This window comes from Rhodococcus sp. YH3-3 (assembly GCF_001653035.1).
Classification (GTDB): Bacteria; Actinomycetota; Actinomycetes; order Mycobacteriales; family Mycobacteriaceae; genus Rhodococcus_F; species Rhodococcus_F qingshengii.
Genome location: NZ_BCWH01000002.1, coordinates 1420686 through 1437854, shown reverse-complemented (window position 1 = coordinate 1437854; position 17169 = coordinate 1420686). Strand labels below are relative to the sequence as shown.

The 17169-nt window shown below is 63.0% G+C and carries 18 protein-coding genes; 9 read left to right on the top strand and 9 right to left on the bottom strand.

Annotated features, from left to right (window positions below; genetic code table 11):
• Positions 1-26: 26 nt before the first annotated feature.
• On the top strand, positions 27-353 hold the full coding sequence (locus tag YH3_RS19615; RefSeq protein ID WP_003946362.1) for a chorismate mutase: 327 nt from the start codon (positions 27-29) through the stop codon (positions 351-353).
• Between the two features lie 74 nt (positions 354-427).
• Here YH3_RS19615 and YH3_RS19610 read toward each other — a convergent pair whose 3' ends face one another.
• Complete coding sequence (locus tag YH3_RS19610) at positions 428-1882, bottom strand: NAD-dependent succinate-semialdehyde dehydrogenase (protein WP_007727613.1); 1455 nt, start codon at positions 1880-1882, stop codon at positions 428-430.
• 92 nt (positions 1883-1974) lie between these two features.
• On the opposite strand from YH3_RS19610, the gene pgi reads away from it, so the two are divergent.
• Entirely contained in the window at positions 1975-3630 is a 1656-nt protein-coding gene (gene pgi / locus YH3_RS19605) for a glucose-6-phosphate isomerase (RefSeq protein ID WP_007727615.1), read from the top strand.
• A gap of 1 nt (position 3631) precedes the next feature.
• Here pgi and YH3_RS19600 read toward each other — a convergent pair whose 3' ends face one another.
• On the bottom strand, positions 3632-4444 hold the full coding sequence (locus YH3_RS19600) for an FAD:protein FMN transferase (RefSeq protein ID WP_064443898.1): 813 nt from the start codon (positions 4442-4444) through the stop codon (positions 3632-3634).
• A gap of 210 nt (positions 4445-4654) precedes the next feature.
• Here YH3_RS19600 and YH3_RS36090 point away from each other — a divergent pair, with 210 nt between their 5' ends.
• Together YH3_RS36090 and YH3_RS19595 are read left to right on the top strand one after the other, a co-directional pair.
• Positions 4655-4813 (top strand): hypothetical protein, encoded by a 159-nt coding sequence (locus YH3_RS36090; protein ID WP_155277906.1) that lies wholly within the window; start codon positions 4655-4657, stop codon positions 4811-4813.
• A gap of 552 nt (positions 4814-5365) precedes the next feature.
• The gene (locus YH3_RS19595) at positions 5366-5809 is read left to right on the top strand and encodes a helix-turn-helix domain-containing protein (protein ID WP_003946341.1); all 444 of its coding nucleotides are present in this window, start codon (positions 5366-5368) and stop codon (positions 5807-5809) included.
• Positions 5810-5835: 26 nt separating this feature from the next.
• On the opposite strand, the gene YH3_RS19590 is transcribed toward YH3_RS19595, so the two are convergent.
• From YH3_RS19590 to YH3_RS19580, 3 genes are read right to left on the bottom strand one after another with little or no spacing between them, the layout of a single operon-like run.
• A complete protein-coding gene (locus YH3_RS19590) occupies positions 5836-6654 on the bottom strand; it encodes an ABC transporter permease (protein WP_007727621.1) in 819 nt (272 codons plus the stop codon).
• Positions 6614-7465, bottom strand: coding sequence for an ABC transporter ATP-binding protein (locus tag YH3_RS19585; protein ID WP_064444233.1), 852 nt, complete (start codon positions 7463-7465; stop codon positions 6614-6616). Before YH3_RS19585 ends, YH3_RS19590 begins: the two co-directional genes overlap by 41 nt.
• A gap of 4 nt (positions 7466-7469) precedes the next feature.
• Complete coding sequence (locus YH3_RS19580; protein WP_064443897.1) at positions 7470-7937, bottom strand: MarR family winged helix-turn-helix transcriptional regulator; 468 nt, start codon at positions 7935-7937, stop codon at positions 7470-7472.
• Positions 7938-8062: 125 nt separating this feature from the next.
• Here YH3_RS19580 and YH3_RS19575 point away from each other — a divergent pair, with 125 nt between their 5' ends.
• Entirely contained in the window at positions 8063-8566 is a 504-nt protein-coding gene (locus YH3_RS19575) for a hypothetical protein (RefSeq protein ID WP_007727629.1), read from the top strand.
• Between the two features lie 3 nt (positions 8567-8569).
• On the opposite strand, the gene YH3_RS19570 is transcribed toward YH3_RS19575, so the two are convergent.
• Positions 8570-9892: an NAD(P)/FAD-dependent oxidoreductase gene (locus YH3_RS19570; protein ID WP_003946361.1), complete on the bottom strand. Its 1323-nt coding sequence runs from the start codon at positions 9890-9892 to the stop codon at positions 8570-8572.
• Positions 9892-10644, bottom strand: coding sequence for an SDR family oxidoreductase (locus YH3_RS19565; RefSeq protein WP_007727631.1), 753 nt, complete (start codon positions 10642-10644; stop codon positions 9892-9894). The genes YH3_RS19570 and YH3_RS19565 overlap by 1 nt, the downstream gene beginning before the upstream one ends.
• Before the next feature lie 82 nt (positions 10645-10726).
• On the opposite strand from YH3_RS19565, the gene YH3_RS19560 reads away from it, so the two are divergent.
• Genes YH3_RS19560 through YH3_RS19550 form a run of 3 tightly spaced genes read left to right on the top strand, consistent with a single transcriptional unit; the run spans position 10727 to position 15164 of the window.
• Positions 10727-12136 (top strand): NAD(P)/FAD-dependent oxidoreductase, encoded by a 1410-nt coding sequence (locus YH3_RS19560; RefSeq protein WP_030534884.1) that lies wholly within the window; start codon positions 10727-10729, stop codon positions 12134-12136.
• 29 nt (positions 12137-12165) lie between these two features.
• Positions 12166-13695, top strand: coding sequence for a carboxylesterase/lipase family protein (locus YH3_RS19555; protein ID WP_003946388.1), 1530 nt, complete (start codon positions 12166-12168; stop codon positions 13693-13695).
• On the top strand, positions 13692-15164 hold the full coding sequence (locus YH3_RS19550) for a carboxylesterase/lipase family protein (protein ID WP_064443896.1): 1473 nt from the start codon (positions 13692-13694) through the stop codon (positions 15162-15164). The genes YH3_RS19555 and YH3_RS19550 overlap by 4 nt, the downstream gene beginning before the upstream one ends.
• A gap of 7 nt (positions 15165-15171) precedes the next feature.
• Here the strand turns inward: YH3_RS19550 and YH3_RS19545 are convergent, their stop codons facing one another.
• Together YH3_RS19545 and YH3_RS19540 are read right to left on the bottom strand one after the other, a co-directional pair.
• Complete coding sequence (locus tag YH3_RS19545) at positions 15172-15597, bottom strand: hypothetical protein (RefSeq protein WP_054188822.1); 426 nt, start codon at positions 15595-15597, stop codon at positions 15172-15174.
• Positions 15594-16184 (bottom strand): helix-turn-helix domain-containing protein, encoded by a 591-nt coding sequence (locus YH3_RS19540; protein ID WP_003946400.1) that lies wholly within the window; start codon positions 16182-16184, stop codon positions 15594-15596. The genes YH3_RS19545 and YH3_RS19540 overlap by 4 nt, the downstream gene beginning before the upstream one ends.
• A 166-nt stretch (positions 16185-16350) precedes the next feature.
• Here YH3_RS19540 and YH3_RS19535 point away from each other — a divergent pair, with 166 nt between their 5' ends.
• A complete protein-coding gene (locus tag YH3_RS19535) occupies positions 16351-17136 on the top strand; it encodes an aldolase (protein WP_030534888.1) in 786 nt (261 codons plus the stop codon).
• Positions 17137-17169: the final 33 nt, after the last annotated feature.

Below are 17169 nucleotides of genomic sequence, written 5' to 3'. Positions count from 1 at the left end.
GCAGTAGGAAGAGGAGACGAATAGCAATGAGCACCCAGGCTGCAGCCCCCCATGGAAATACTGTCGATACTGTAAAAACTGCTCCGACAGACGTCGAGATCCCCCAGAGTGAGGCGGAGATCGACGAACTACGGAAAGAAATCGACCGTCTCGACGCCGAGATCCTCGCGGCCATCAAACGCCGCTCCGAGGTCTCCCAGATCATCGGCCGTACCCGGATGGCATCGGGTGGTCCGCGTCTGGTGCACAGCCGCGAGATGAAGGTCCTAGAACGATTCAACGAGCTGGGCCAGGAAGGCCACACTCTCGCGATGCTGCTCCTGCGCCTGGGCCGCGGACGCCTGGGCCACTAGCGCACACCCAGATCACTTGCGAACGGCCACATCGGATGCCTCTGGCAGTCCCGATGTGGCCGTTCGCGTGTGTATCAGCTCTCGAGCGCGATGTACTTCGTGTTCAGGTATTCCTCGATCCCCTCGGTCCCGCCCTCGCGGCCGAATCCGGATTCCTTCACGCCGCCGAACGGCGCTGCCGCGTCCGAGATCACTCCGCGGTTGACGCCGATCATTCCTGATTCCAGTGCGTCGGAAACCCGAAGCGCACGGTCGAGATCCCTCGTGAAGATGTACGCGGCCAGTCCGAACTCGGTGTCGTTGGCGGCTGCGATTCCCTCGGCTTCGGTGTCGAAGCCGGTGATCGCGGCGACGGGTCCGAACACCTCTTCTTTCAGAATCCGCGCGCTGGCCGGAACGTCTGCCAACACCGTGGCTGGATAGAAGTACCCTTCACCACCCGGCGCTTCGCCGCCCAATCGCACCTTCGCCCCGGCATCCACCGCATCTGCAACCAACTCCGCGACCGTGTCGAGTTGGTTCTGGTTGATCAGCGGGCCGAGCTTCGTCTCCGGGTCGGTACCGGGTCCCATCGTGAAAGTCGCCATCTTCTCGGTCAGCTTGGTCGTGAACTCTTCACGCACGGCGTTGGCGACGTGGAACCGGTTGGCGGCGGTGCATGCTTCGCCTCCGTTGCGAAGCTTCGCCAGTACCGCGCCCTCGACTGCCTTGTCGACGTCCGCGTCGTCGAACACCACGAAGGGTGCGTTGCCACCCAATTCCATCGACGTGCGGAGCAATCGCTTCGCGGACTTCTCCACCAGCATCTTGCCGACGCCGGTGGACCCGGTGAAGGTGAGCTTGCGCAGTCGAGGGTCGTCGATGAGAGGGCCGGTCACTTCACCGGATTTCGATGTCGGCAACACCGAGAGGACTCCGTCGGGCAACCCGGCTTCGGCCATGAGCTGAGCAAGCAACAACATCGTCAACGGGGTCTCCGAGGCAGGCTTGACGATGATCGTGCAGCCGGCGGCCAACGCCGGGCCGATCTTGCGGGTACCCATCGCCAACGGGAAATTCCAGGGAGTGATGGCCAGACACGGTCCGACCGGCGCCTTGGTGACAAGGATCCGGCCGTTGCCCGCCGGGGCCGGCGTGTAGCGCCCGCCGATGCGAACGGCCTCCTCGCTGAACCACCGGAAGAACTCAGCCCCGTACTTCACCTCGGCGCGACTTTCGGCGAGTGCCTTGCCCATTTCGAGGGTCATCAGCAGCGCCACGTCCTCGGCTCGCTCGGTGATCTTCTCGAAGACGGCTCGCAGGATTTCACCACGCTCGCGCGCAGGTGTGCTCGCCCACTTCGACGAGACGGCGACGGCTTCGTCGAGAGCGCGCAGCGCGTCCGCGGGGCTCGCATCGGCGACATCGGTCAACGATTTCCCGGTCGCCGGATCCGCCACCGGGAAGGTCGCGTTGTTCTCCGCGGGCACGAACCGACCGCCGACGAACAACTGGGTGGGAACTGATCGAATGAATTCGAATGTGTCCATGGGTTCCATGATGCTCGTCGGAGCCGCGTCCGTCTGCCCGCGAGCGAGACTCACGCGGAAGTTTCCAGCTTGTGCCACTAAAGTCGATGATCGTGAGCACTGACATCACCGGAACCTCAGCCTGGCAGAAACTGCGCGCTCATTACGCCGACATCGAAGGCGTTCACCTGCGAGAACTCTTCCAGGACGATCCAGCCCGCGGGCGAGAGCTGACGATCGACGCCGGTGATCTTCACATCGACTACAGCAAGCATCGCGTCAGCCGCGAAACTCTCGCGCTACTCGTCGACCTGGCCCGCGAGGCCGGCGTCGAGGCACGACGCGACGCGATGTTCGCGGGCGATCACATCAACACTTCCGAAGACCGCGCCGTACTGCACACAGCGCTGCGTCTGCCGAAGGATTCTGCTCTGACCGTCGACGGTCAAGACGTCGTCGCCGACGTTCACGAAGTTCTGGACGCGATGGGCGCTTTTGCCGACCGTGTGCGCAGCGGCGAGTGGACCGGAGCTACCGGCAAGCGCATCCGCACCATCGTCAACATCGGCATCGGCGGTTCCGACCTCGGGCCGGTGATGGTCTACCGCGCACTACGGCATTACGCCGACGCCGGAATCAGCGTCCGGTTCGTCTCCAACATCGACCCTGTCGATCTGGTCGGACAGCTCGACGACCTCGATCCGGAGACGACGCTCTTCATCGTCGCATCCAAGACGTTCTCCACCCTCGAGACTCTCACCAACGCGACAGCGGCAAAGCGTTGGCTGTTCGCCGGTCTGGGCAGCGAAGACGTCTCGGCCGTAGCCAAGCATTTCGTCGCAGTCTCCACCCACGGTGACCGCGTGGCGGAGTTCGGCATCGACACCGCGAACATGTTCGGGTTCTGGGATTGGGTCGGCGGGCGCTACTCCGTCGACTCGGCGATCGGCTTGTCGGTCATGTGTGCCGTCGGACCCGTTCGCTTTGCGGAGTTCCTCGACGGTTTCCACCAGATCGACACGCACTTCCGAAACCAACCGCTCGAGCAGAACGCGCCGGTCCTCCTCGGCCTCATCGGGCTCTGGTATTCCAACTTCTTCGGCGCACAGTCCCGCGCAGTGCTGCCCTACTCCAACGACTTGCTGCGCTTTCCCGCCTACCTGCAGCAGCTGACCATGGAGTCCAACGGCAAATCGGTTCGCGCCGACGGCTCACCGGTGACCACGTCCACCGGTGAGATCTTCTGGGGCGAGCCCGGAACCAACGGCCAACACGCCTTCTACCAACTCCTGCATCAGGGCACCTGGCTGGTGCCTGCCGATTTCATCGGGTTCGCGGAATCCACCGACGATCTGCCTACTGCGGACGGCACGGGATCAATGCACGATCTGCTCATGAGTAACTTCTTCGCTCAGACAAAGGTTCTCGCGTTCGGCAAGACTGCCGAAGAAATCGCGTCAGAGGGCACTGCTCCGGAGCTGGTGCCACACAAGGTGATGCCAGGCAACCGGCCTTCGAGCACTATCTTGGCGAAGGAGCTGACCCCCTCGGTCGTCGGTCAGCTGATCGCACTTTACGAGCACCAGGTATTTGTCGAAGGTGCTGTGTGGGGTGTCAATCCGTTCGATCAGTGGGGCGTCGAACTCGGCAAGACACAAGCCATGGAACTGGGGCCTGCGCTCTCTTCCGAAGCAGCACCCGGCGACCTCGGCGACACATCCACAGATGCTCTGGTGCAGTGGTACCGCAGAGAGCGCGGACGGGCCTGACTCACGCGGCGGCCGGGCCGAACCAACTTTCCGTTGTGTACACGCGTCCGGATCGGTCGACGAGCCGAGCCCGAAGCTCTTGCTGTTCAACCCATTTGATGGCGCTTATCCCCCGGATCAACGCAGCTTCGCTCGCGGCGTACGCCCACACCGCGTCGTCAGCAATCACCGAGACCTGTGCCCATTCCGTGGAGGGCCGCTCCTGGTTCGGCTCCCAGGAGGGCAGCTCCAGCGCCCGCGCCGTCGCCATCGCGGTTCCGTTGATCAGTTCGACTTCTTCGCTGTCCGGCACCGGAATCTGCCAGCCACCAGCTGGTGCATGGCCGGCCGTGGCGATCACGTCGCCGATCCGCACAGCAACGCCGCATTGTAATTCGGCGGCGACGGTCTGCGCGGCGCGATCGACGGTGTCGGCCTTGGCAACTCCGGTGATGTCGAACGACGCACCCCAGGGCGCGTACACCACGTCTCCGTCGAGCTGTACGTCCTCGAACGTCGGGGTCGGGTGCACCGGAGGAATGGATTCGTCCTCGGAGTAGTTGTCGGCGAGCGGATTGACTGCACCGCCGGTCATACGGGCAGCCCACAGCGCCGACCGCAGCAGAGCCGACATACGTCGTGTCACTTTGACCGGAGTTCCCTGAGCGAGGTTGACGGCGTGAATCTCGGCGTCTCCCCGGCGAAGGTCGCAGACCGCTTCGGTTTCGTCGATGGCAGCTGCGATCAACGCGTGCGCAGTAGGCAGCGCAGCGCCCTCGGTGACGTCCACCTCCACGGCGGAATCCCACATCGCCCACTTCTCGACACTGACCATGTCAGTCCTGCCCTTCGAACACACTGTGTTGTAACCAGTATGCGCCGGTCAGCAACCCCCGTGCCATAAAGCGCTTCCGAGGCCGAGGCACACATGCCGCAGGTTGAGCAGCGCGCGGCGGGGACTGGATGGTAGATCTGTGCGACAGAATTGCCGCCCGGACTGTCGCCCTCCGTGTGCAAGACGTGTAATCCTCCACATGGTTCTGACATGCACCTGACTGCGACGACGTCGACTACTACTGGCGCAGCGGGCAATTCCGATCCGAAAGACGCAGAGTCGACGCTCGACATGTCCGGCCGACCGGCTGCGCTTCGAGCCCGGTCCGCCGCAGCAACACGCCCGGGCGGCGCTGATGTCACCGCATGAACCTTATGTCACCGCATGAAAAATGGGGACCGACGATAAGCACTGTGTTCCAACGTCGATGACATACCAATCGGCCGCTTTCAATGCGCGTCACTTTCGCAGGTGGACACACCTGAGCGCTCACTCTCGAGTGCAGCAAAATACGGGCCCACCACTGCGCGCGAGCGTCGAGCAGAGCACCGAGAAGAAGTCCCGAACACGCGGCGCGCCAACCGCCGGCACGACGACGCCCGGTGCCCGGCGGCAGCGCTTCGCACGTTACAGACCGAGCAGGAATGCATCGACACAAAATGGATAGGACCGGCTGAAAGAACCTGCAGCACAATGGCGTAACCACCACCGTTCGGCTTATACGCTACCGCCGTACACCTTGGCAAAACGAACGGTCAGTACGCGGCGAAAATCACATACTTTACAAAGTCTTTGGAATTTTTCTGCGCCAAATATCCGCAGGTGAAAGGACTTTCGACCAGAGTCCAGAATAACCGTGTCGTCTACTATGTGAAAACTGCGAAGTAGCTGTGACGCTGGGTCACGCTCGAGGGAGGAATTGTGACCGATTCATTCAAGGACCGTTTGAACGCCTTGTACCCGGCCACAGCACCGAGACTCACCAACGCACAAGTTGTGGAAGCCCTTTCGCAACGTGGATGCAAGATTTCGACACCGTACCTCTCGCAACTCCGGAGCGGTGTGCGCACGAATCCATCGGAGCAAGTCGTTTTGGCATTGGCCGATTACTTCGGCGTAGCAGCAGAGTACTTCTTCGGCCCGACACCTCGCCAAGATCCCGAACTGATTCCGGAAGAAGACCGTTCGGTTGTCGAGGAGTTCCACGACAGCGAATTACGTTCTCTGGCCATAAAAGCGGTCGATCTCTCCCCTGAATCGCAGGACTTGCTCTCATCGATTGCGGAGAAACTTCGCTCGTCCGAAGGACTCCCGGCCGTCCCTCCGGATTGCAGCACCTACACCCCACCGTTCACTCGCGACTAGTCCGGAGCGAAGTTCAGCGAGTCAGATCAGCGAGTCAAGCGGCCCAATAGTGCCGAAGCTGTGATGATTCCGAGCAGCGCGGCCCCGATCAGCACGCCGAAGTCGACGAGGTAGTCGGTCGGCATTCCGATCAGCAGACCGCGCAGCGCTGACACCTCGTAACTCAGCGGATTGATGCGACTGAGCCACTGAACCCACGTCGGCATGAGTTCGACCGGGTACAGAGCGTTGGACGCGAAGAACAACGGCATGGTGATCGCCTGGCCGATGCCCATCAATCGATCTCGTTTGAGCACGATCCCCGCGATCGCAACCGACAGACAGGCGAAGAACGCCGAGCCGAGGACAACGACAGCCACGACGCCGAGCAGCTTGATCGGGTTCCACGTCATGCTCACGCCCAGCAGCGCCGCTACAACGACTACGACCACGGCCTGGGCGACCGCACGGATACCGGCCGCAAATGCCTTTCCGGTGACCAGCGCGGCTCGTGGCGTCGGCGTCACCATGAGTTTGGTGAGGACTCCCGCGTCACGCTCCCAGATGATCTGGATTCCGTAGAAGATCGCAACAAAAAGCGCGGACTGCGCAATGATGCCCGGCGCGAGAAAGTCGAGATACGGTACGTCGCCAGTCGGGATCGCTCGGATATGACTGAACGTCTGACCGAAGATCACCAACCAGAGGATCGGCTGGATTGCGCGCGTGACCAATTCAGATCGGTCGTGCCGCAACTTCTGAACTTCCACGAGGCAGAATGTGTAAATTCTCGAGAGCAATCGAGCAAGACTGTTGGTAGTGGGATCAGCCCAAGCGGCGCGCTGTGCGACGGGCACTGCGGACATCGTGGAGACCTCCTGACTTGCCGCCGGTGAGGTCGTCGCCGGTGTAGTGACGGAACACGTCTTCGAGAGTGGCCTCCGGCCCCAGTTCGGCGGCCAACGCGCTCGGCTCGCCCACTGCACGAAGTTCACCGTGATGCATCAACGCAACACGATCACACAACTCCTCCGCTTCTTCCATGTAGTGCGTCGTGAGCAGCACAGTCATGCCGTACTGCTTCTGCATCTCCGCCACTCGCTGCCAGACGGATTCGCGGGCAATGGGATCCAGCCCCACCGTCGGTTCGTCGAGCACCAGCAACGACGGTCGGTTCACCAGCGCCTGCGCAAGTTCGAGACGTCGCACCATACCGCCGGAGAAGCTCGACGCCAGACGATCACCTGAATCGAGTAGGTCCACCATCTCGAGCGCCTGGTCGACGCGCTCGCGTCGTTCGGACCGCGGAACGTCGTACAGTCGCGCGAACCAGGTCACGTTCTCGCGTGCGGTCAATGCGCTTTCGATCGAGAGCTGTTGTGGCACGTACCCGAGGTAGCGCCGAATGGTCATCGCTTCGGTACGAACTGAGCGACCGAGAATCCGAATGTCACCGTCTTGCAGAGGAAGTAACGTGTTGAGCAACCTGATCGTCGTAGTCTTTCCTGCGCCGTTGGGACCGAGCAGGCCGAAACACTCCCCCGCATTGATGACCAGACTCAGGTTGTCCACCGCGCGGTGGTCGCCGAACTTGTATGTAACCGAGTCGATCTCGACCGCGTGTGCGCCGGGGTCGGGTGAACCTGCCGCTCGGCTCTTCCACCACTGTGTCAGCATCTCACTACCCGTCACCTTCTGATCCGGCTGCTGCCAGAGCGCTCGCCAATCGCGACAGGGCTGGTAGCGCAGCCTCGATCCTCGCCCTGTCTTCTCCGGTCAGACTCGACAATGCCTGACCGACAATCACGCTCCGGCGATCACGCCACACCTCGACGCGGGCGCGCGCCTCGTCCGCGAGCACCAATCGCGCGACGCGGCGGTCGGCCTCGTCGGCAACGCGTTCGATCACTCCCTCGTCGACGAGCTGCCGCACCAAGGTGGACACCGTGTTTGCCGCGACACCCAATCGCCCGGCAGCCTCGGCCACCGACAGACCCGGGTTGCGTCGTAGCAGCCTGACGAGTTCGATCTGGGCGCCGGCGAGCGGTCGTTCCGCAAACGGCCGCCCCGACGCCTTCCTCGTGCCCCGGCGCAATTGTCCGAGCGTCTCCAGGACGTCATCCGCAAGATTTGCTCCGCTTCCATCCACAACCTCACAATAGCTCTGTAACAGAGCTATTGTCGAGGAATCCGGACGCCCGGCGTTTTCAGCTCGTCCGCAACGGGTATCCCCGATTGCTTGTCCCGAGCACTCCCGCCCAGAACGGAGACGTCATGCGCAGACAGTGGTTGTTCGCGACAGTTGCGAGTACCGCCCTGATCCTCACCGGTTGCTCGCCCGACGCCCTCGATTCCGGGGACAGCGCAGACAACGTCACTGCCATTTCGACGTCGCTGTCGCCACCCGCCGCCGCTGATGCACCCCTGCTGAAGACCGCCGACTCCCCACTCGGGACGATCGCCGTCGACGGCGAAGGCATGACCGTCTACGTCTACAACCCGGACGAGGAGAACTCACAAGCCGGGTCGTGCGACGAAGCGTGCCTGCGTTACTGGCCGGCGGTCACCTCGGTCACGGATTCGCCGATCGTCGAAGGAATCGACGCTGTCATCGGTACCATCGACGGGCCGGAAGGATCTTTCCAGATCACCGTCAACGGCAAGCCCGTCTATCGGTACCTCGACGACAAGGTTCCCGGCGACATGCTCGGACAGAGCGTCGGCAGCCTGTGGTGGATGATCGACACCGCCGGAAACCCCGTGTTCAAGACCGAGTAACCCTCAGTTGTACGGCTGCCGAGCGGTTTCGGGGTCGCCGTACGTGATTGCCCGTTCCCGACGCGTCTTCGACGCCAGGGTTGCGCCCCAGTTCAGCACCGTGCTGGCGCGATTGCGGAACCCCGCGAGGAACGCGATGTGGATGATTCCCCATGACACCCATCCGATGAACCCGGACAACTGGACCGGCCCTGCCTGAAGCAACGCGTGGCGTCGCGAAATGTAGGCCGCGGTTCCAAGATCGCGGTACTTGAACGGTTTTCGGCTGGGCACTCCGTTTTCCACGGTTGCAGCGATCCGGGCACCGGCGTGCCGACCACCCTGCATCGCGACCTCGGCCACCCCGGCAAGTTTGTCCCGCGACATGAGGTCGCCCACCACGTAGACGTTCGGGTGGCCGGGAACGGTCAGATCGGCTTCCACCTCGATGCGGCCACCGCCGACCTGCTTCACACCCAGCGCCGTGGCCAGTGCCTCGGCGAACGGCACTGCTTCGACGCCCGCGGTCCACAGAATCGTGCGGGTCTCGTACTGCCGCTTCTCTTTTGTCTTCTTGTCCGTCGTCTCGATGCTGGTCTCGCACACGTCGGTGACGTGCACGCCGAGGTGAGTCTCGACGCCGATCCCGTCGAGAGTACGTTTGGCGGCGGCCGAGAGCTTGCGACTGAACGAAGGGAGCACCCGATCGTCGCCGTGGAAGAGCAGTACCCTTGCCTCGTCAGGGTCGATGGACCGGAACTCGTTGGTGAGCGCGTGCATCGCCAATTCGCGGATCTGTCCGGCTAATTCGACGCCGGTGGGTCCGCCGCCCGCCACGGCGAATGTCAGCCACGGTCGACGTTCTTCCGCAGTCGGGAGCGATTCGGCCATCTCGAACGCAGCAATGAGACTGCGCCTGATCGCCAAAGCGTCGTCGAGGGTTTTCATGCCGGGCGCCCATTTGATGAACTCGTCCTGGCCGTGGTAGGACTGGCGCATTCCAGCCGCCACGATCAGGTAGTCGTACGGCAATTCGAAGGTCGACCCGTCGAAGCGACTGGCAGTCAGTATCCCGGCGTCGGCGTCCACCGACTTGGCCTCGCCCAGAACGACGTTCGTGTTCTTGTTGTCCTCGAGCAGATGTCGCAGCGGACTTGCGATCTGCCCTTCGGAGAGCAGACCCGTGGCGCACTGGTAGAGCAGGGGCTGGAAGACGTGGCTGGTCCCTCGGTCGATCAGAACCACCTCGACGTCAGCCTTCTTGAGTCGTCTCGCTGCATACAGTCCACCGAAGCCGCCACCGACGATCACTACCCGGGGCTTACCGTTCGAGATGTGGATGCTCATCAGACAAACCTCGCTGTCACGGAGTTGGGCAGGAATCGTAGGGCCGCATCTATCCCTTGCCACTTGAGGCCGGGTAGCGCCGCTCGGGTGGTTTCCTTCTCGATAGCGTCGACCATGGCACTGACGCCTTCGTCCAGACTGGCCATGAGCGCAGCGTCGTCGCCGGCGCCGGCGGACATGTCGGTCTTGATGAAGCCCGGCAGCAGCGTGGTGACCCGAATAGGTGTGCGCGCCAACTCGATACTGAGCGCCTCACCCAGCGCCGCTACTCCCGCCTTGCTCGCCGAATAGGCCGCTTTTGGCCCGGGTAGCCCCCGATCCGCGCTTATCGAGGACACGAGAACCAGGTGTCCGGAGTCCTGCGCGCGGAAGATCTCGAGCGCAGCTTCACACTGCGACAGCGCGCCGACAAAATTCGTCTGCGCTGTTGCAAGATTCGCGTGCGCTTTTCCGGTTCCGATCTTGGCGCCCTTGCCGAGCCCGGCGTTCACGATCACCCGGTCCAGGCCACCCAACTCGTCGCGCAGCTCACCGAAAACCCGGACGACGGAATCGTGTTCGGTCACATCGAGTTCGCGCACTGCGACGCTGATCGACGGGTACTGCGCCACCAGCTCCCCACGCAGCGTGTCGAGACGATCCGTCCGCCGGGCACACAACGCGAGGTCGCGACCGGCCGCGGCGAATCTCCTGGCCATCTCCTCACCCAGACCCGAACTGGCACCGGTGATCAAAATCTTCTGCCGCGTCATGGGTCCAACTGTAACCATCATCGAGTTCTCGTACCCGGCGGTAACCGAGCGAACTCGGACCGATCCGACATACCGTGGAGCAATGACCGACGAATTCGATGTCATCGTGATCGGCGGTGGACCCGCCGGCGAGAACGCCGCCGCATACGCCATCGCCGGAAGTAATCGCACCGCCGCAATCGTGGAACACGAACTGGTCGGCGGTGAATGCTCGTATTGGGCCTGTATGCCCAGCAAGGCACTACTGCGCCCGGGGCAGGTCCTCGAGGCGGCCGACGCCTTGCCCGGGATCCCGGCCGGACCGCTGGACGTCGATGCCGTTCTGAAACGGCGCGACTCGTTCACCCACAACCACGACGACTCGTCCCAGGTCGACTGGGCAACCTCCGCGGGCATCACCGTGATCAAAGGCCACGGGGTCATCGACGGCGAGCGAGCAGTGACCGTCGACGGGACCCGTAAGCTCCGTGCCCGCCGTGCCGTCGTACTCGCCACGGGAACGACCGCCACCGTCCCGAAGACACCGGGATTGCGCGAGGCACTCCCGTGGACCTCGCGCGACGCCACCAACCTGCACGAGGTTCCGTCGCGAGTGGCGGTCATCGGCGGCGGAGTGGTCGCAACTGAGTGCGCAACGTGGTTGTCGTCGTTCGGCGCTCACGTGACGTTGCTCGTGAGGGGCGATGCTCTGTTGAAATCAGCAGAACCGTTTGCCGGAACGATGGTGGCCGAAGCACTCGGTGCCCGCGGTGTGGACGTTCGACTGAGCACTGCCGTCAACTCGGTCTCACGCCCCGATGCCAAGGACACCGGCGAAGGTCACATCCACGGTGGACCCGTCAGCATCGAGACATCGTCCGGCGTGATCGAAGTCGACGAGGTCATCGTCGCGGCGGGCCGCGGGCCGACATCTGCCGATCTCGGCTTGTCCGTCATCGGCCTCGAGGACGGCAAGTACGTCACCACTGACGATCACCTCTGTGCCCAAGGTGAGTGGCTCTACGCCGTCGGCGACATCAACGGTCGTTCTCCCCTCACCCACATGGGCAAGTATCAGGCGAGAGTCTGCGGAGACGTCATCGCCGCGCGGGCCGAGAGCCGCGGACTCAGGGGACCTCGGTACACGGCGTCGGCGGACAATGGACAGGTCCCCCAGGTGGTGTTCACCTCACCCGAAATCGCCTGGGTGGGACGCACCGAGAAGAAAGCTCGCGACGACGGCTACGACGTCGAAGTCGTGGAGATCGAACTCGCAGTCGCGGGATCTTCGCTGCTGCGCGACGACTACTCGGGGCGCGCGAAGTTGGTGATCGACAAGGCCACCGACGTGATCCTCGGCGCTACCTTCGCCGGGCCCGAAGTATCCGAGCTGGTGCATGCGGCGACAATCGCGGTCGTCGGCGCCGTACCACTGGAAACTCTCTGGCATGCGGTGCCCTCGTATCCGACGGTCAGTGAAGTCTGGCTTCGATTGCTGGAGGCTCGCCGCTGACGCGCTCCCGAAGTACGTATAGTCGCGACATGGCGTCCGACATACTTGTGACCACGGCCGACGGCACCCTGCGCGGCCGCCGGGTGGGAAAACTTCGTGCCTGGCGCGGAATTCCCTACGCCCGGCCGCCGGTCGGAACACTGCGTCTGACGCGACCCCAGCCGGTCACGCCGTGGACCGGAGAACGCGACGCGACCAGGTTCGGCGACGCGTCTGTCCAACACAAGAAGGGGCTGTTGCTCGCGCCCGGGAAGTACCAGCCGAGCAGCGAGGACTGCCTGACGCTCAACGTGCTCGCCCCCGCGAACACCGGCAATACTCCGCGTCCCGTCATGGTTTTCATCCACGGTGGGGCAAACACCATCGGGACCTCGGCCACCGGCTTGTACTCGGGCGTGTCCCTCGTCGAACGCGGCGACGTCGTCTACGTCTCGATCAACTACCGACTCGGCGCTCTGGGCTACCTCGATTTCACCCCGTTCTCCACATCCGAGCGCGTATTCGACTCCAACCTCGGACTGCGCGATCAGGTCGCGGCCCTGCAGTGGGTGCAACGCAACATCGCCGCCTTCGGTGGGGATCCTGAAAAAGTCACGATTTTCGGTGAATCCGCCGGAGCCACCGCCGTCACCACCCTGATGGCGACTCCGGCCGCCAAGGGACTCTTTGCCGGCGCTATCGCCGAGAGTTCGGCTCCGGATCTGGTCTCGAGCACGCAGCGATCGCATGCCTGGGGCGCGCGTTTCGTCGAGATCCTCAATTCCGGCCTACCACCCGCGAAGGCCCTGACCTCGGCGACAGCCGTCGAATTGGGCAGAGCCGGAAGCAGACTGGGCGCCGAGGTACTCGCGAACACACCTGGACTACATCCCTTCGGACCGGTCGTCGACGGCGACTTCCTGCCGCGCTCCCCCTTGGACGCATTCAAAGAAGGATCGGCACACCAGGTGCCGATGATCATCGGCACCAACAGACGGGAGGGGACGCTGTTCCCGAAGGTGCTCGACGCACTTCCGACCAACCCGTCGCGCATCGACACCATGTTTGCCCTCACCGATCCCGAGGCCGGGAAGCGCATCCTCGCAACCTATCCCGGCTACCCGGACGAGCAGTCCGCGATCGACGTCGGCGGAGACGTCACGTTCTGGCACCCGTCCGTGGAGTTGATGCAAGCGCACGCACAATCAGCGCCGACATACGCCTACCGATTCGACTTCGCGCCGACGATGATGCGCTGGCTCGGCCTCGACGCCACACACGGATTCGAGATGTTTGCAGTCTTCGGCATCGGTGACACCCTTGTCGGGCGCGGCCTCACCCTTCCCGGCGGTCGACGCGGACTGCGCGCAGTCACCGAATCTGTTCAGGGACACTGGCTTCACTTCGCCGAGCACGGCTCGCCGCGCGGATCGTGGCCGCGCTACGAGGGGCAGGAGCGTCGGACCATGATCTTCGACGAGATCGTCCGCGTCGAGAACGATCCCAGACGTGAACAACGCTTGGCCTGGGCGGGATACAGCGGTTACCGTAGCCACGGCACCGACATCTCCCTACCGTGACGAGCCCCCTCGAGATCACTCTCGATTCCGGGGTCGTACGCGGGCGCCTCGATCGAGGACTGCGCACCTGGCGAGCAATCCCCTACGCAACGGCCCCGACCGGTCCTTGGAGATTTCGCGCACCGCAGCCGGTCGAGGCTTGGCATGGTGTCCGCCCGGCGGAAGCATTCGGCTCTCCGTCTCCGCAGCGCAAGAGCAACTTCGACGAGAACTCACTCTTCGTCAATGTCGTGGCCCCGCAGGTACCGTCGGATTCGTTGCGACCGGTCATGGTCTTCATTCACGGCGGCGCGTACAACGGCGGGAATCCGTCGACGCCCATGTACCGCGGAACGAGCCTGGTCGAACGTGGCGACATCGTCTACGTCTCGATCCAATATCGTCTCGGCGCGTTGGGCTACCTCGATTTCAGTGAATATTCCACTGCGGAACAATCATTCGAGACGAACCTCGGATTGCGCGATCAGATCGCCGCGCTGACGTGGGTCCAACGCAACATCGCCGCTTTCGGTGGCGACCCGAACGCCGTCACCGTCTTCGGTGAATCGTCCGGCGCCAACGCGGTCACCACTCTGATGGCAACGCCGGCGGCACGAGGGCTGTTCGCCCGGGCCATCGCTCAAAGTCCGCCGGCTGCTTCGGCATACGGAAAAGAGCGAGCGCACCGTTGGGCACGCGAGTTCCTCGAGATCGCACAGGCTCCGGATGCCGATCCGGCATCGTGGCTGCGCTCCGCTTCGGTGAAGGACCTGGTCGATGCCGGCGAAGAACTTGCGCGCCGCGGCGCGGACGAAGAACCCGGAACGCGGGCATTTGCCCCCGTGGTGGGTGACGACGTCCTTCCCGAACACCCGCTCGACGTGTTCGCCGCCGGACGCGCCCACCCCGTTCCGCTGCTCGTCGGTTCGAATCTCCACGAGGGAAGAATCTTCCCGCGCGTTCTCGACATCTTGCCTACCGACCCGGTTCGGATCGAGAAGATGTTCTCCCACACCACCCCTGAAGTGAAAGCACGTGCGCTCGCGGCGTATCCCACGTATCCGCACCGGTTTGCTGCCGCAGATCTCGGCGGCGACATCACGTTCTGGGAGCCCGCGATACTCTGCGCACAGGGTCATTGCCAGGTAGCTCCTACCTACAGTTACCGCTACGATTTTGCGCCTCGCCTGCTCAGACTCATCGGCATGGGCGCTACCCACGCCACCGAATTGCTTGCGGTCTTCGGGCGTTCGGATGCACTCACCGCGGCCTTGACAGCGGTCGGTGGGCGCCGCGGACTGACTGCGGTGACCTCCACCATGCAGCGCCACTGGATCCATTTCGCCCGCCACGGAGTGCCGGACCGGGATTGGCCCGCCTACTCCGTACCGGAGCGGCAAACAATGATCTTCGACGAGACGTCCCGAGTGGAGAACGACCCGATGGGTGAGCGTCGACGGGCTTGGATCGGCTACGAGCACAGGCGCTGAAGCCCGATCAGAAGAACTGGCCTTTCACGAAACCTGCGAGTAGGACGGCAAATCCGCCCACCTCGCCGAGAATCAGCAGAAACATCCCGAGGTGCAGGGGCGGACCGGCGGACTCGAACTGATTGTCGGTGTCCTTCATCGCACCGTGAGCGATGTAGCTGAATATCGCTGCGAGAAAGAAGAACACGACCACTGCGGCACTGGTCAGGTTGATCCACGTCGGCCACGCACTGATTTCGACGAACACCGCGATCAGCAGCGTCGCAAACGAGTACATCAGGGCAGCGCGGTGTGCGATGTCGACATACGGATGGGCGAGGTGATTGTCCGAAGTGGCCATCTGTCGGTATTTCCAGATTCCCAGGCACAGGGAGAGAAGGAAGATCAGACCGGCCGCGAGAAGCGTCAGTGTCGTGTCGATCCCCAGCGTCATCTGCCCACCCCGCAGTGCGTTTCCAGCGAGTCACCGCTGGGTGATCCAGCCGAAGGCTTGTCGTAGACGACAACCAGCACCACCGCACGATCCGCCGACACCGACCGCATCCGGTGCGGCGTATTCGCGTCGAAGTACAAGCTGTCGCCGGCGTCGAGGTGCATCGTCTGCCCGGGGATTTCGAATTCTACGGATCCGGAGTGCACGAACACGAACTCCTCTCCCGTGTGGTCCATGAACTTGGGACCCATCACCGAGGCCGGATGAACCACGAACGGCTGCATGGCCTTTCCGACCAGTGAGGGCGCGATCGGATCGTAGACGGAAGACTGCACGGAGTTGGCCGGGTCGATCACGCGGTCCTTCGCGCGCACGATCGTCATGGCATTTCCCTCCATACTGTCCGAGAACAGTTGCCCCACATCGGCGTCGAGCACACGCGCAATCTTGAGTGCCACCGCGATCGACGGGGTACTGATACCCCGCTCGACCTTGGAGAGATAGCTCTTCGTCAGACCGGTCTGCTCGGCCAGGCCCTCGAGCGTCAGACCGGCGCGACGCCGATGTGTTCGCAAAAACGCTGCCATTCGGTTCCCCTCACGAGACTTTGTGTCATCACCCTACCAATACATTGACCTGCGGCGATCAGCGATGCAGGAATCGAGGGTTGCGCATTTCCGTCCTATATGACACTTTGTGTCTTATAGGTGACTGAATGTCATTGATTTCCGGGTCCCGAGAAAGGCACACCCCATGACCGACACGATGCATGCGAGCAAGCAGGAACTCATGGCCACCGCCGAGACGAAGATGCTCACCGAAGTAACGACAGGTAGTTGGACTCTTCGACAGAAGATCGCACTGACCTGCCGGGCACTGTCGGACGCCGGCCACGACTCCGGCCTTGCCGGACAGATCTCCGCCCGCGGTGGGCAGCCAGGAACGTTTGTCACACAGCGACTCGGCCTCGGGTTCGACGAGATCACCGAGGACAACCTCCTGCTCGTCAACGAGGATCTCGAAGTCCTCGACGGGGAGGGCATGCCGAACCCCGCCAACAGGTTCCACAGTTGGATCTACCGCGCACGACCCGACGTCAACTGCATCGTCCACACACACCCACTACATGCGACGGCGCTGTCGATGCTCGAGATTCCCCTCGTCGTCTCCCAAATGGACATCGCGCCGCTCTACGACGACTGCGCATTTCTCGCCGACTGGCCCGGGGTTCCCGTGGGAAACGAGGAGGGCGAGATCATTTCGGCTGCACTCGGCGACAAGCGGGCAATTCTGCTCGCCCACCACGGCCAACTCGTCGTCGGCAACACGGTCGAAGAGGCATGCTCTCTCGGGCATCTGATCGAGCGAGCGGCCAGACTGCAGTTGCTGGCGATGGCTGCCGGAGACATCAAGCCGCTACCGCCTCGCCTGGCGAAGGAGGCACACGATTGGACACTGACTCCTCGGCGCAGCGAGGCGAACTTCGCTTACTACGCCCGTCGCGCTCTCCGCAATCATCCCGACACACTGACCAACTGACTTTTGTTTCCCACCAACAGAACTGAGAGCCTC